General features: G+C 39.2%; 14 protein-coding genes. All 14 read left to right on the plus strand.

Annotated features, from left to right (window positions below; genetic code table 11):
• Positions 1-100 precede the first annotated feature (100 nt).
• The 14 genes from ccsA (AAC073_RS10350) to rodA all read left to right on the plus strand — a co-directional run bounded on the left by ccsA (AAC073_RS10350) (position 101) and on the right by rodA (position 14,945).
• Complete coding sequence (gene ccsA / locus AAC073_RS10350; protein WP_020891893.1) at positions 101-775, plus strand: cytochrome c biogenesis protein CcsA; 675 nt, start codon at positions 101-103, stop codon at positions 773-775.
• 1 nt (position 776) lies between these two features.
• Positions 777-1,019 carry a CcmD family protein gene (locus AAC073_RS10355; protein WP_020891894.1) on the plus strand — a complete coding sequence of 81 codons (243 nt, stop codon included), beginning with the start codon at positions 777-779 and terminating at the stop codon, positions 1,017-1,019.
• 3 nt (positions 1,020-1,022) lie between these two features.
• A complete protein-coding gene (locus tag AAC073_RS10360; RefSeq protein WP_339923759.1) occupies positions 1,023-1,439 on the plus strand; it encodes a cytochrome c maturation protein CcmE in 417 nt (138 codons plus the stop codon).
• Between the two features lie 40 nt (positions 1,440-1,479).
• Positions 1,480-4,008 carry a cytochrome c biogenesis protein CcsA gene (gene ccsA, locus AAC073_RS10365; RefSeq protein ID WP_339923760.1) on the plus strand — a complete coding sequence of 843 codons (2,529 nt, stop codon included), beginning with the start codon at positions 1,480-1,482 and terminating at the stop codon, positions 4,006-4,008.
• A gap of 73 nt (positions 4,009-4,081) precedes the next feature.
• Positions 4,082-4,858, plus strand: a complete 777-nt coding sequence (locus tag AAC073_RS10370) for a Rossmann-like and DUF2520 domain-containing protein (protein ID WP_339923761.1) — start codon at positions 4,082-4,084, stop codon at positions 4,856-4,858.
• Positions 4,859-4,955: 97 nt separating this feature from the next.
• Positions 4,956-5,828: a geranylgeranylglycerol-phosphate geranylgeranyltransferase gene (locus AAC073_RS10375; protein ID WP_339923762.1), complete on the plus strand. Its 873-nt coding sequence runs from the start codon at positions 4,956-4,958 to the stop codon at positions 5,826-5,828.
• A 21-nt stretch (positions 5,829-5,849) separates the two neighbouring features.
• The gene (locus AAC073_RS10380) at positions 5,850-6,794 is read left to right on the plus strand and encodes a glycosylase (protein WP_339923763.1); all 945 of its coding nucleotides are present in this window, start codon (positions 5,850-5,852) and stop codon (positions 6,792-6,794) included.
• Between the two features lie 80 nt (positions 6,795-6,874).
• On the plus strand, positions 6,875-7,432 hold the full coding sequence (gene purN, locus AAC073_RS10385; protein WP_339923764.1) for a phosphoribosylglycinamide formyltransferase: 558 nt from the start codon (positions 6,875-6,877) through the stop codon (positions 7,430-7,432).
• A 133-nt stretch (positions 7,433-7,565) separates the two neighbouring features.
• Positions 7,566-9,092 carry a bifunctional phosphoribosylaminoimidazolecarboxamide formyltransferase/IMP cyclohydrolase gene (gene purH, locus AAC073_RS10390; protein WP_339923765.1) on the plus strand — a complete coding sequence of 509 codons (1,527 nt, stop codon included), beginning with the start codon at positions 7,566-7,568 and terminating at the stop codon, positions 9,090-9,092.
• A 387-nt stretch (positions 9,093-9,479) separates the two neighbouring features.
• On the plus strand, positions 9,480-10,508 hold the full coding sequence (locus tag AAC073_RS10395; RefSeq protein ID WP_020891903.1) for a rod shape-determining protein: 1,029 nt from the start codon (positions 9,480-9,482) through the stop codon (positions 10,506-10,508).
• Between the two features lie 7 nt (positions 10,509-10,515).
• On the plus strand, positions 10,516-11,349 hold the full coding sequence (gene mreC, locus AAC073_RS10400) for a rod shape-determining protein MreC (protein ID WP_339923766.1): 834 nt from the start codon (positions 10,516-10,518) through the stop codon (positions 11,347-11,349).
• Positions 11,346-11,867, plus strand: coding sequence for a rod shape-determining protein MreD (locus AAC073_RS10405; RefSeq protein WP_339923767.1), 522 nt, complete (start codon positions 11,346-11,348; stop codon positions 11,865-11,867). Before mreC ends, AAC073_RS10405 begins: the two co-directional genes overlap by 4 nt.
• Positions 11,868-13,670, plus strand: coding sequence for a penicillin-binding protein 2 (gene mrdA / locus AAC073_RS10410; protein ID WP_339923768.1), 1,803 nt, complete (start codon positions 11,868-11,870; stop codon positions 13,668-13,670). It begins immediately after the preceding gene.
• On the plus strand, positions 13,671-14,945 hold the full coding sequence (rodA, locus tag AAC073_RS10415) for a rod shape-determining protein RodA (RefSeq protein WP_339923769.1): 1,275 nt from the start codon (positions 13,671-13,673) through the stop codon (positions 14,943-14,945).
• Positions 14,946-15,113: the final 168 nt, after the last annotated feature.

Raw genomic sequence — 15,113 nt, forward strand, 5'->3', positions numbered from 1 at the left:
CCCACCTGTACTCACTGTTGTTAAAGATTCAGGCATTTATGGATACTAATCTATAGATGAAAGCCATGGGAAGAACTTGACCCACTAAACACTATCGAATATGAAGGCTTATTGGTGGAAAATATTGGCCATATTATTACTGGCTTATACCATAATTGCAGGTTTATTGATTGATGTTCCCAGACTTCCAATTCTAAATGAAACCATCAGGGGATTGTTCTTTCATGTGACCATGTGGTTTGCCATGTTAATTATGCTGGTTGTTGCAGTTATTTATGGGGTACGACACCTTAGAACTGGAAGCCTTGCTGATGATGACATGGCTGTAGAATTTACAAATGGCGCCATATTATTCGGTGTCATAGGCATAACAACAGGCATGGTCTGGGCCAAATTCACTTGGGGAGATTTCTGGACCAACGACCCTAAACTTAACGCATCGGCAATAGGCTTGTTAATGTACTTTGCCTATTTGGTTTTGCGCAACTCCCTTACAGACGTTTACCAAAGAGCAAAGATCAGCGCAGTGTATAGCATCTTCGCTTTTGCAGTTTTTATTCCTTTGATATTCATCCTCCCTAGACTTACAGATAGCCTTCATCCCGGAAATGGCGGAAACCCAGGGTTCAACGCCTATGACATGGACAGTAGCTTAAGGACGGTGTTTTATCCAGCCATTATAGGCTGGACCCTACTTGGCACCTGGATAAGTACGGTAAGGGTGAGGCTAAGACGTTTGGAAAGAAATTTAGAAGACAAATTGATCAATCAGTAATATGAAAAAGTTCATTATTATTTTCTTATTGTTTATCAGCTTTTTCGCAAAAGCGCAGGATAAAATTGGCATTACAGAAAAGGATTACCAGAATTCGGGTGTAGAAATGGCGGATAAAATGCGGTCGGAAGGAAAAATCTACGTATTAGTCAGCATTATTGGAATTGTTTTAGGTGGTATTCTCGTTTATGTGATACAAACTGATAGAAAGATTAGTGGGTTGGAAAAAAAATATAACAATTAAGTCATGAAAAGAGGACATATATTAGGCTTGGGCATTATCGCAGTAGCTATTGTAATCATTATCACCTCTATAGGTGATGCCAGTACATACGAAAGCTTTTCAACTGCCAAAGCGATGGCCATGAATGGGAAAACCGAAGCCATTCACGTAGTAGGCCAACTGAAAAAAGGAGAAAGCGGTGAGGTGGAAGGAATAGAGGTGGGAGAAGACAAAACCTCTTTTATTTTCATAATGGTAGACAATGATGGCAAAGAACAGCAAGTGTATTACAATGAACCTGTGCCAGCTGACTTTATCAGGTCTGAACAAGTGGTGGTCATAGGCACCTACAAGACAGAAGAAATGTTTGTAGCTGAAAAAATTCTAATGAAGTGCCCATCTAAATACCAGGAAACAGATGTAAAACCTACAACATCCTGATTGCTTCTGGTCTTATTATCCACTCAAAAAGAACCTTATAATGACGAATACCTTTATGGGTAATCTGGGGCACTTTATGGTAATACTGGCTTTTGTCAGTGCCTTGGTCTCAGCAGTATCCTACTTCTATTACACCCGTGCTAGCGAGTTGGATAAACCATCCTGGAAAAACTTTAGCAGAATCACTTTTTACATTCATGGTTTTGCAGCTATTTCTATTGCCTTCTGCCTCTTTGAAATAATTTACAACCATAGGTTTGAATATTTCTACGCCTACTCACATTCATCAAAAGGCCTACCAGTACATTATATGATCTCCAGTTTTTGGGAAGGTCAGGAAGGTGCTTTTATTCTTTGGATATTTTGGGATGTAGTACTTGGCTTGGTCATTATCAATACCAATAAGTTTTGGGAAGGACCAGTAATGTTGGTTTTCATGCTCGTTCAAGCATTTTTAGTATCCATGATACTGGGAATTGTTATCGGGGACCTGAAAATAGGCAGTTCACCTTTTATGTTACTTCGTGATGTTTCTGAAGCACCAATATTCCAAATCAATCCGGATTTCGTTCCTGAAGATGGCACAGGCTTAAATCCTTTATTGCAAAATATCTGGATGGTAATTCATCCTCCTACCTTATTTCTGGGTTATGCTTCTACATTGGTTCCATTTGCTTTTTTAATGGCTGGGCTATTCTTGAAGAGGTATTCTGAATGGATAAGACCTGCTTTACCTTGGGCAATTTTCTCTGCCATGATTTTAGGTATGGGCATTATAATGGGTGCTTATTGGGCTTATGTAACCTTAAATTTTGGGGGATATTGGAACTGGGATCCAGTAGAAAATGCCGTCTACGTGCCATGGCTTATCATGGTAGCAGCGATTCATACCATGATCACCTTTAAGAAAAGCAGTACTGCGCTAAAAACCTCCATGATACTGGTCATTGGATCGTTTATATTGGTACTGTATGCTACATTTCTGGTTAGAAGTGGTGTGTTGGGTGATTCCTCTGTACACTCTTTTACAGATCTGGGATTATCTGGACAGTTACTTATTTATATGTTGTTCTTTTTGGTCGTTGCCATCTTCCTTACTGCCAAGGAATGGAAGCACATTCCAACCTCAGAAAGAGAGGCATCGGTATATTCAAGGGAATTTTGGATCTTTATAGGTGCTACCACCCTAGCCCTAATGGCTTTTCAGGTGATTGTACCTACTTCCATCCCGGTCTACAATGCCATAATTGAAATGTTTGGCGGCTTGTCAAATTTAGCGCCTCCCGCTGACCAAATTGGATTCTATACCAAATTTCAACTTTGGTTTGCTGTTGCACTGGCTTTACTGACAGGTGTTGGACAGTATTTCTGGTGGAATAAGATGACAAAAGACGAGCTTAAAAACGCCCTGGTTACTCCTTATATAATCTCCATGGTTTTGGCAGCCGTAATCATTACAGTTGGTAAGGTTTATGACATTACCTATATCGTGATCGTACTTGCCGGAGCATTCACCATTGTGGCCAATTTCTCCATCCTTGTAAAATTATTGAAGCGAAAAACTTTTAAATTGGCAGGAGGCTCTCTTGCTCATATTGGACTTGGTATGATTCTAATCGGGATAATGTTCTCCTCAGGATACTCAGACACCATTTCCATTAATATGTCTGGCCTAACTTATAAAAAAGATTGGGAAGATGACCTGAACAAAGAAAACGTATTGCTTTGGATCAACAAGCCGCTACAGATGAAAGATTACGATGTAGTCTATAGAGGAAGGTACAAGAAAGTAGTAGGCGTACCTGACTATGTAAAAGCAGATGCAATGGAATCGCTAGATGGAGTAAATAAAGCACTCGCGTTAGAGAACATTGAAATTAACGACAAAGTGTATTTTCAAAAGGGAGATACCCTCAAACTGGTTTTGGAAGAGAATTCCTACTTTAAGGTGGAGTATTTCCAGGAGAATGAAAAGAAATTTACCCTGTACCCAATGTCTCAACCTAACCCTACTATGGGTTTAATTTCCTCTCCAGACTCAAAAAAATACCTGACCAAAGATCTTTATACGCACGTTTCAGCGATAAATGATTACGAGGAACCAGAGTGGAATGACGACCAGTTTGTCAATGCCGCTCCGGGTGAACAGTTTTTCATTAATGATTTTGTCACCCAATTTGAGAGTGCAGATGTGGTCAAAGAAATGGATGGAATCCCCTTGGAAGAAGGAGATATAGCTGTTCAGGCAGTGCTCACCATTATGGATTATGATGTGAAGAAAACATTGAAACCAGTATTCTTAATTCGTGGGAATCAGGTAGGCAAAGTTGATTACATAGACCATGACCTAGGCATCAAAGTAGAAGTCGACAATATTGTTCCCGAAGAAAATAAATTTGTGTTCAAGGTCAATACCTACCAAAAAGACTATGTAGTGATGAAAGCTGCTGTCAAACCCATGATCAATGTATTGTGGCTAGGTACGATTATAATGTTGATTGGCTTCACAGTGGCCATTTTCCGCAGGTTTGATGAGTTTCAAAAAATGAAAGCCAAAGGGCTGGAATGATTTCTAAAAAGTAAATAGATAAGTTTTAACCCCTAAATAATTTTAGGGGTTATTTTTTTTTAAATTTATGGACATGAAGTTTACTATAGCGATTATCGGAACAGGACATGTTGCCTGGCACCTGTCATCTGCTTTGGAGAATGCGGGGCATGAAATATTGGAGGTTTATGGAAGAGACATCCAAAAAGCCCACCAACTTTCTTCCAGACTGTACGCTACAGAGCCACAGGATCACCTGGATTTCACAGAAAGCAAGGCCAATTTATTTATCATTGCCGTAAGTGATCAGGCCATAGCTCAGGTAGCTGAAGCGGTACTGTTGCCAGAGCGCAGTATATTGGTACACACCAGTGGTACCATGCCCCTAGACATCTTGTCCTACAGTTCTGCTGATTATACCGGTATTCTTTATCCTTTACAAGGCTTCAGTAAAAGCCGAGAGGTATCTTTTGAGGAAGTACCTTTTCTATTGGAGTCTGAGGACAAAGAAACCTTGAAAAACTTAAAAAAACTTTGTAAAAGCCTTAAGGCGCCCTGTCATGAGATTCGGTCCAAAGACCGAAGATCCATCCATGTTGCAGCAGTATTTGCGGCCAATTTCACTAACCACATGGTTTTTATGGCTGAATCCATAATGAAACGCCAAGGCTTGGATTTTGACATTTTAAAACCATTAATCATTGAGCAGATGAATAAAACACTTCTATTAGGAGCCAGTGAAGCTCAAACGGGCCCCGCTGTAAGAAATGACATCAATACTTTGGAAAATCACCACGATTACCTGAGTTATAATGAACAACTTGCAGAAATTTATAGAAATATCTCTCAAGACATTATGGACAGCCATTAACGATTGCCATTGCGCTAAAAGCTGTTATCTCTATAATAATCAGTAATTTATTAATTCTTAATGTTCAGATTGCACTTAATCTCATTAGTTTTGTAGCATGAAAAATCCAAAGGCTTCTCCTGTTTTTACTTTTGGTGGGTTTATGAAAATTATTCGTCCGGAAAACCTGCTAATGGTCGCCTTTGCACAATTGATGACAGCCTTCTTTCTTGTAGGCACCACCAATAAGGGGGTATCAGTTTTGCAGGATTATCACCTGTACTTATTGATCATTTCAACAGTCATCCTTACCGCTTCAGGTTACATGATAAATGATTACTACGATGTAAAGATTGATTATGTCAACAGGCCTCAAGCCGTAGTCATTGGGAAGGGAATGAAAAGGCGCATGGTTATGATTCTACATACTGTAATGAATGTGGTTGGTATTTTAATTGGCTTATTGGTACACCCAAAAATCGGTGCCATTACCTTTGTGGCTGCCTTCCTTTTATGGCTTTATAGCAATACCCTCAAACGCCTTCCTTTTATAGGGAACTTAACGGTGGCTTCTCTAACAGGCCTTGCCATATGGATTGTTGGTATATATTACCAAAAATCAGAGCTTTTAATCATCACCTATGCCATTTTTGCCTTTTTTATCAATTTAATGCGTGAGATTTTGAAGGACATTGAGGACCGAAATGGAGATCGAAAACATGGTTGTAAGACCTTACCCATTGTGCTGGGTTTTAGAAAAACCAAAAACATTATCTTTATCATTGCCTTCCTATTTGTAGCAGCTATTCTATTTGTTACATTTAAGATAAATGAGCCTTTACTATTCCTTTATTTTGGAGGGCTTAGTTTATTTTTCATCGCTTTTATGGTGAAAATATACAAGGCAGATCGAAAATCTCATTTCTCTGAATTAAGTACTATATCTAAAATCCTTATGCTTACAGGCATACTAAGTATGGGGTTCCTTTAAATAACTCTAAAAACCATCAATATGAAAAACTTCATCATCTCCTTAATCCTTTTTGCAGTACCTTTTCTCTTCTTTTCCTGTTCAGAAAAAAGCAAAGAGTCGAATAAAACTGTTGCTGAAGAAGCACCGCAGCTATTTCCTGACGAAATCACCAAGTTCAGTCCAGCAGAAGGCAACCCAATTTTCACAGCGGCAAATGAAGGCAATTGGGACAGTGGCATTAGGGAAAGGGGTTTTATAATGAAAGAGGAGGACGGCTATCATATGTGGTATACCGGTTTTGATAAGTTTGGTGAAGATAGGTTTCTCAATTTAGGCTATGCCTTTTCGGAAGATGGCATAGCATGGACCAGGTATGAAGGCAACCCTGTTTTCAGCGAGAGTTGGGTAGAAGACATGATGGTATGGAAAGAAGATGGTGTTTATTATATGTTTGCAGAAGGCAGAGGTGATATAGCCAAAATGCTCACTTCCACTGATCGCATCCATTGGGAAAACCAAGGCGACCTCAATATCAAAAAAGTAGACGGCTCTCCTATTAGCGAAGGCCCTTATGGCACGCCAACTGTTTGGGTAGAAGATGGGATTTGGTATCTCTTTTACGAAAGAGGCGATCTAGGCATTTGGCTGGCAACTTCTAAAGACAGAAAAGTATGGACAAACGTTCAGGATGACCCAATAATCACGATGGGACCTGAAGCCTATGATATATATGGAGTTGCTGTGAATAAAATCATTAAATATCAAGACCACTATTATGCCTACTACCATGCTACTTCTTTAGAAGATTGGAGCGACTGGACCATGAACATGGCCGTTTCGAAAGACTTAAAAACCTGGACAAAATATCCTGAAAACCCTATCATGGGAGATAACAAATCTAGCGGTTTTCCAGTGTATGACGGAGAACAATTTCGATTCTACACCATGCACCCTGAAGTGGCGTTACATTACCCTGCTAAATAAACAGGTTAAAAGGATAAATAAATCCGGGATGCAAAGGGATTACTTTGCATTTTTACAGGGATAATAAAACAAAACATACAGTGAAAAACATTGCCATACTCGCTTCTGGAAGCGGATCAAATGCGGAGAAAATAATAAAACATTTTCAGGGATCTACAAAAGCCCGCATTGCATTAGTTGCCTCAAATAAAAAAGGCGCATATGTGCTAGAAAGAGCAAAGAAATTAAATGTTCCGAGCCATGTATTTTCCAAAGGGGATTTGGAAAGTGGGGAATTTAGCCAACTGCTTCAAGAACAAAAAATTGATTTTGTTGTATTGGCTGGATTTTTACTACAAATCCCAAGTAATCTCATCCAAGCTTTTCCAGATTTAATGGTTAATATACATCCGGCTTTATTGCCAAATTACGGGGGCAAAGGAATGTATGGTGACCATGTGCACCGGGCGGTAAAAGCATCTGGAGACACCGAAACGGGTATCACTATTCACCTTGTCAATGAGAATTATGATGAGGGAAAAATTATCTTTCAAACTGCGGTAGCAGTAAGTGAAAATGACAGTCCTGAACAAATCGCAGAGAAAGTTCATGTGCTAGAACATAAATACTATCCAAAAATCATTGAAAGCCTGATTTAATGCCTTGATTTTCCTAACTTTGTCTCTTCGTAAAGTTATATTAAAAAGTAAATACCAAATGAATTCCTTCTCTATCGGTTTAATTCCAATTAAAATTTCCCGATGAGTTTAAATGTGATAAATTACAACAGTAATGGCTGAAAAAAAAATACAATCTGCGCTTATCTCGGTATATTATAAAGACAACCTGGAACCCATCATTGAACAATTAAAAAACCAGGGTGTAACCATCTATTCTACGGGTGGCACACAGAAATTTATCGAAGAACAAGGCGCCGATGTAATTCCGGTGGAGGAACTGACGGGCTATCCTTCCATTTTTGGAGGTAGAGTAAAAACCCTGCACCCAAAGGTATTTGGAGGTATTTTGTATAGAAGGGAAAATGAAGGCGATATCAACCAAGCCACTGAATATGGTATTCCAGCCATCGATCTAGTAATTGTGGATCTTTATCCATTTGAAGAGACCGTGGCATCTGGCGCTTCTGAAGAAGACATTATTGAAAAAATTGACATTGGGGGAATTGCGCTTATTAGGGCTGCCGCTAAAAATTGTAAAGATGTAACCATCATTGCTTCCAAAGCACAATACGGAGAATTAGAGGAAAGATTAAAAGCGCAAAATGGTACCTTGACCACCGCTGACCGTAGGTATTTCGCTGCCCAGGCTTTTAAAGTATCTTCCAATTATGACACGCATATATTCAATTATTTTAATCAGGAAGAAAACATTCCTGCCTTAAAAATTAGTGAAGAAAACGCATCCGATTTAAGGTACGGAGAAAATCCACACCAAGAAGCACGTTTTTACGGAGACCTTAAGGCATTATTTGACCAGCTAAACGGGAAGGAATTGTCCTACAACAATTTGGTAGATGTTGATGCTGCAGTATCTTTAATTGCTGAGTTCAAAGAAGAAACTGCTTTCGCTATTTTAAAACACACCAATGCATGTGGTGTAGCACTAGGAGCATCAGTAAAGGAAGCTTATGAGAAAGCATTCGCTGCAGATACAATCTCTGCTTTTGGTGGTGTTCTAATCACCAACAAAAAAGTAGATTTAGCTGCGGCAGAAGCCATGCATGGATTGTTTTTTGAAGTGCTTATCGCTCCTGATTTCGATCAAGACGCTATGGAATTGCTTAAAGGAAAGAAAAAAAGAATTCTTTTAAAGCAAAAAATGGATTTGGCGGGTACCAAGCAAGTCAAAACGCTTTTGAATGGATTTGTAGAACAGGACAAAGACTTAAAAACGGAAACCAAAGCGCAATTTGAGGTGGTGACTAAAATAGCGCCAAGTGAAGCTGAAAAAGACGCCTTGGTATTTGCGTTGAAAATCTGTAAACACACGAAATCGAACACCATCATACTTAGCAACCATGACCAGCTCTTTTCTAGTGGTGTAGGTCAAACCAGCAGAGTAGATGCGCTTCAGCAAGCGATAGAAAAAGCCAAAGCTTTCGGCTTTGATCTAAAAGGTGCTGTTATGGCCTCTGACGCATTTTTCCCATTCCCAGATTGTGTTGAGATCGCTGGAAAAGAAGGAATAGCTGCAGTGGTACAACCAGGAGGCTCTATAAAAGACAAGGACAGCATCGCTTATTGTGATACCAATGGCATGAGCATGGTGATGACAGGTATCAGACATTTCAAGCATTAACTGACAATCGCTTTGTCTTTTTTTTCCAGATGAATATTTATAGGATTCATCTGGAAAAAATATCGATTTCCAATAATATTCCTTTTACATTGCTAAGAAATTAGACGCAGATTATGTAATCGGTAATAGGATTCGTTTTAAGTGCTAAAGCTACCTAAATTAGGGTTATATTGAAGATGAGCGGTATCAAGCTTCTTGGGGATATGGAGAAAACCAGGTTTACCCATTAATCATAAATCAACTGTTGATTAATTACTGGTTAAATGGATAAAATCACCTCTTTGGTACTACTGAAAGTTGGAATAATAGGTCAGACCTTTTTATTCACACAGATTTAATTGTGTTAAATTTAAAGAAACAAGAATCATTTAATTAGAAAATATCAAAATGGGATTATTCGACTTTTTCTCAAGTGACATCGCCATTGACTTAGGTACAGCCAATACGCTGATTATACATAAAGAAAAAATAATTGTGGATGAACCATCCATAATCGCTATAGATAAAACAACCAATAAAGTATTGGCTATTGGCCGTGAGGCCATGAACATGCATGAGAAAACGCATGAAAATATCAAAACGATCCGACCACTAAAGGACGGAGTAATAGCGGATTTTTATGCTGCCGAACAAATGATCAGAGGGTTGATCAAAATGATCCCTGGCCATAACAAAGGTATGTTTCCCCAATCTCATAGGATGGTAATTTGTATTCCTTCAGGCATTACTGAAGTGGAAAAGAGAGCTGTCAGAGATTCTGCGGAACATGCTGGAGGCAAAGAAGTATACATGATTTATGAGCCTTTAGCAGCGGCTATAGGTATAGGTATAGACATAGAGAAACCAATGGGATCCATGATAGTGGATATCGGAGGGGGAACCACTGAGATAGCACTTATTGCGCTTTCAGGAATAGTTGCAGACCAATCCATAAGGGTGGCTGGTGATACCTTCACCAAGGACATCCTCGATTATATGCGAAGACAGCATAACTTACTTATTGGAGAAAGGTCCGCGGAAAAAGTCAAGATCGCCATTGGTTCCGCTTTGACTGAGCTTGATGATCCACCGGAAGATTATGAAATAAGAGGTAGAGACTTGATGACCGGCATTCCAAAGGTCATAAAGGTTTCTTATTCAGAAATCGCTTTTGCACTTGACAAGTCAGTTTCTAAAATTGAAGAGGCTGTACTCAAGGCATTGGAAATCGCTCCTCCGGAACTTTCTGCTGACATTTATGACAATGGTATCCATCTTACAGGTGGTGGTGCATTGCTTAAAGGCCTGGACAGGAGGCTACACCAAAAGACCAAATTGCCAATTCATATTGCAGAAGATCCACTTAGGGCGGTGGTAAGGGGCACTGGTAATGTCTTGAAAAACATCAAACAATTCAGAACTGTTCTCATGACCTAAAAAGAAGATGCAGCAAATCTTTCTATTTTTATATAGACTAAGGGCATTTATTCTTTTTCTGATTCTGGAATTACTGGCATTGGGGATAATTTTCACGCATAATTCACCACAGGGGGCCGTCTATTTTAATAGCAGCAATAAGTTTACAGGACGATTATTGTCATCAAAAAACAACTTTGTCTCTTATTTTACGCTCTATTCTGCCAACCAAGCCTTGGCTGAGAAAAATGCTTCCCTTCTCAATCGGCTGGATAGAATGACCCCTGTTGTCGATTCTGCCTATATCGCTTTAGACAGTACCCTTAGTAATAATTTCAACTTCTGGTCCGCCAGGGTAATCAATAATTCCATCAATCTAAGTCAAAATTTCATTACACTAGATAAGGGGAAATTAGACGGCGTAGTAGAAGGAATGGGTGTATTCAATGAACAAGGTATTATTGGCAGGGTAAAAGGTACAAGCAACCATTTCTCTTCAGTAATATCTTTATTGCATACAGACCTTCTGATCTCCTCAAAGATAAAAACAACAGAGGTTTTTGGATCTATTAAATGGGATGGAATTGACTCAAGTGAAGCCAAATTGCTCTATGTTCCCCGCCATGTGATGGTAGAGCCCGGCCAGGAAATAGTTACCTCCGGCTACAATGCGGTATTTCCTGAAGGCATTCCGGTAGGCAAGGTAAAAGAAGTTTCTTATGGAAATGAGACCAACTACCTAGACATAACAATCAGCTTAGGTGCGGATTTTAGTAAACTCAATTTCGTGTATCTAGTAAAAAATGATCTGCGAGAAGAAATGGACAGTTTAGAAATAGAAATGGTGAATCCCAGTCAATGACAACAGTTAATTTACTCAAATATAGCTTTAGCTTTTGCCTTTACTTGCTAATTCAGGTTTTCATCCTGAAGGATTTGGTTTTATTTGGCTATTCATTTTGCTTCTTATATGTTTTTTTTCTTTTGAGTCTTCCTCACGAAGTACCTACCATTTCATTGTTATTGATTGGCTTTTTCTTAGGGCTGTTCATTGATATGTTTTATGATAGTTTTGGGATTCATGCGGCCAGTGCCGTATTTCTTGCATTTCTTCGGAATTCATGGATAAAGGCAATTATCCCCACTGGAGGCTATGATGACAATGTTCCCCCCACTTTATTGAACATGGGATTAGGCTGGTATATATTCTATTGCCTTCCCTTGATCCTTATTCATCACCTTATATTTTTTTATATTGATAGTTTAGGAACGGATTTGTACCTCCCACTCGTTATTAGAGTATTCAGCAGTATGGCGTTCACATTTCTTTTGGGAGCAATCGTACAAGCAATATTTTACAAAAAAGAAAGGATAGTATAAATGTACACAGGAAGATCTTTAGTCGTTGCCATTACAATTGGGGTAATTGCTTTGATTTTATTGGGTAAATTATTTTTAATTCAGGTAACAGATGACAGTTACCTTAGGAAAGCAGAACGCAATGCCATTCAGCGGGTAGTAGACCATCCTTACCGTGGGCTGGTTTACGATAGAAACGGCTCTTTGTTGGTGTTTAATGATCCTGTATTTGACCTGATGGTAATCCCAAAAGACTTTAGCCTGAAAGACACAACCAGGTTTTGCAATTTGTTTGATATCGAAAAAGAATACTTGATAGAAAATTTTACAGCAGCAAAAAATTACTCTTGGGTTAAACCCTATCCCTTAATCAAGCAAATTTCCAAGGAAGACTTTGCCAAAGTGCAGGATTTTCTCATCGATTACAAAGGTCTCTTCGTGATGACAAGATCAGTAAGGTCTTACCCAAGGTCTTCTGCAGCCAATATACTTGGCTACATTGGAGAAATAAGCGGTTCACAACTTTCCCGTGACAGTAGTCGGTATTATGTTCAAGGCGATTATGTGGGACATAGCGGTTTAGAGGCGTATTATGAAAATGAATTGCGCGGAAACAAAGGCGTTAAATACAAGCTCGTCAATGTTCGAGGCATTGAAAAAGGTGCTTTTAAAAATGGAGACCTGGACACACTTTCTATGCCAGGTGAAAATCTTCAATCGACTATTGATTTGAACTTACAGCTCTATGGAGAGCAATTAATGCAAGGCAAGCGGGGATCCGTGGTGGCAATAGAACCCAAAACTGGAGAAATACTTACCATTATTTCAGCACCTACTTATGACCCAAATGTTTTAACGGGTGCTAAATTTGGGCAAAATTATACCGTTTTAAACAACGACCCCGAAAAGCCATTGTTTAATAGACCTATCATGGCCACCTACCCTCCGGGTTCAATATTCAAAATTGTCCAATCCTTAATAGGACTTCAGGAAGGAATTCTGACACCTAACTCAACTTTTCCTTGCAATAAAGCCTTGGTCAATTGCCATAACCACCCCACCCCTGTAAACCTATTTGGTGCAATAAGAAATTCCTGTAACCCTTATTATCATCAAGCCTTCAGACAGGTGATCAATCAGGAAGTATCTTCCAATACCTATACGGATACTCAAATTGGACTGGACAAATGGCAAAAAGCAGTTTTGAAATTTGGATTAAGCAATCGATTGGGAGTAGATATAAATGGAGAAAAAGGGGGTTCTATTCCTTCAAGTAATCTTTATAACAAAATCTACGGCAAAGGAAGGTGGAAATACTCTACCATTTACTCCTTGTCAATTGGTCAGGGAGAGATGTTGGTTACCCCTTTACAAATGGCAAATCTTGCAGCCATTTTCGCGAATAAGGGATATTTTTATACACCCCATTTGATCAAGTCGATCAATGATGATCCTTCCAGAATTCCAGCAAGATTTAAAGAAAAAAGGGATTCAGGAGTTGAAGCAAAACATTTTGATTTAATACAGGATGCAATGGTTCAAGCATTGTCTGGTACGGCCACAAGAGCTATAATGAAAGACATCGAAATAGCAGGTAAAACTGGTACGGCGCAAAATCCTGCTGGTGAAGATCATTCAGTCTTCATCGCTTTTGCCCCAAAAGAGGATCCAAAAATAGCCATTGCAGTCTATGTGGAAAATGCTGGATGGGGAGGAAGGGCTGCTGCAAGTACAGCGAGTCTTTTGATTGAAAGGTACCTTACCGGAGAAGTTAAAAGACCAGAATTGGAGGAATATGTGCTAAAAGGAGATTTTATTTATTAAGTGAGACAAAAAGACACCAATTTACATAAAATAGACTGGGTAACTGTAGGGTTATATTTTGCGCTGGTTTTTATAGGCTGGCTAAATATCTATGCCGCTGTATACGATGAACAAAATGCTACCTCCATTTTCGATTTTTCCATCAACTCAGGGAAACAGTTGGTATGGATAGGCACGGCCATTTTGCTTATCATAATCATCATGGTGGCTGATTACCGCCTTTTTCACAACCTTAGTCTCGTACTTTATGCCTTATTTATCCTCATCCTTTTTTTAACCCCCTTTATAGGCAAAGAAATCAATGGACAGAGGGCTTGGTTTGAGATAGGTGCTTTTAGGTTGCAACCAGCAGAATTTACCAAGTTTGCGACTGCGCTGGCCTTGGCAAAAATTATGGAAGGCCCAAGCTTTGATTTAAGCAAGCTCAAGGACCAAATGAAGGCGGTGGGCGTTATCTGCTTACCTATTGCCCTTATATTGTTACAGCCGGATACGGGTACGGCAATGGTTTACAGTGCGTTTTTCATCATGCTTTATAGAGAAGGCATGCCACAAAGGTACTATGTCATCGGATTGGCATTGGTCGGACTTACTATCCTTACATTGGCCATCGAAAACAACCTCTATTTATTTGGGAGCATTGGTGCTGTCATTCTTATTTTGGTAGCGATGAGTAAAAAGTCCTGGCAGAACGCAATAAGCTTTGTTTTTCTGGGATGTATCATGGCAGTGTATGCCTTAAGTTTGGATTATGTGGTAGAAAAGCTGCCCGAACACCAGCAAAATCGAATCATGGTTTTATTCGACCCGGATGTAGATCCTCTTGGTGTAGGCTGGAATGTTACCCAATCAAAAATAGCCATCGGCTCAGGTGGTTTATTGGGAAAAGGTTACTTGGAAGGCACCCAAACAAAGTTTGACTTTGTACCTGAACAACACACAGATTTTATTTTTTGTACACTAGGTGAAGAATTTGGATGGGCAGGAAGCTTTGTAATGATTGCTTTGTTTGTAACCCTACTTCTTCGGCTCGTTTTTCTAGCGGAAAGACAAAAAACACGGTTTTCAAGAATTTATGGTTACTGCGTAGTGAGTCTATTATTGTTCCACTTTACCATAAACATAGCCATGACCATCGGGCTATTTCCTGTGGTGGGGATTCCTTTGCCTTTTTTCAGCTATGGAGGTTCTTCTCTATGGTCGTTTACGATCTTGCTATTTATCTTTATTAAATTGGACTCAAACAGAATCCAGATACTAGGAAGGAGTTATTAGATTGCATTTTTTATCCAACTCCTGCTTAAGTTAAAACTGGATAATCTTTATACTTGAACAAAAAATTCGAGTGGTTAACTCTCGAATTTTTTGTTCAAAAATGCACCTATACCAACTACTTTTTAGCAGATCACCTGCGTTAAAATGTTTAATTCTAGTCTCTCTGAT

Source organism: uncultured Cyclobacterium sp. (assembly GCF_963977555.1).
Lineage (GTDB): Bacteria > Bacteroidota > Bacteroidia > Cytophagales > Cyclobacteriaceae > Cyclobacterium.

Bases quoted from the DNA above. Each gene is read 5' to 3' on its own strand.
- AAC073_RS10375 (WP_339923762.1), top strand. From the start codon at position 4,956: ATGAAAAATCCAAAGGCTTCTCCTGTTTTTACTTTTGGTGGGTTTATG.
- mreC (WP_339923766.1), top strand. From the start codon at position 10,516: ATGCAGCAAATCTTTCTATTTTTATATAGACTAAGGGCATTTATTCTT.
- AAC073_RS10405 (WP_339923767.1), top strand. From the start codon at position 11,346: ATGACAACAGTTAATTTACTCAAATATAGCTTTAGCTTTTGCCTTTAC.
- ccsA (WP_020891893.1), top strand. From the start codon at position 101: ATGAAGGCTTATTGGTGGAAAATATTGGCCATATTATTACTGGCTTAT.
- purH (WP_339923765.1), top strand. From the start codon at position 7,566: ATGGCTGAAAAAAAAATACAATCTGCGCTTATCTCGGTATATTATAAA.
- AAC073_RS10380 (WP_339923763.1), top strand. From the start codon at position 5,850: ATGAAAAACTTCATCATCTCCTTAATCCTTTTTGCAGTACCTTTTCTC.
- AAC073_RS10395 (WP_020891903.1), top strand. From the start codon at position 9,480: ATGGGATTATTCGACTTTTTCTCAAGTGACATCGCCATTGACTTAGGT.
- AAC073_RS10370 (WP_339923761.1), top strand. From the start codon at position 4,082: ATGAAGTTTACTATAGCGATTATCGGAACAGGACATGTTGCCTGGCAC.
- ccsA (WP_339923760.1), top strand. From the start codon at position 1,480: ATGACGAATACCTTTATGGGTAATCTGGGGCACTTTATGGTAATACTG.
- mrdA (WP_339923768.1), top strand. From the start codon at position 11,868: ATGTACACAGGAAGATCTTTAGTCGTTGCCATTACAATTGGGGTAATT.
- AAC073_RS10360 (WP_339923759.1), top strand. From the start codon at position 1,023: ATGAAAAGAGGACATATATTAGGCTTGGGCATTATCGCAGTAGCTATT.
- AAC073_RS10355 (WP_020891894.1), top strand. From the start codon at position 777: ATGAAAAAGTTCATTATTATTTTCTTATTGTTTATCAGCTTTTTCGCA.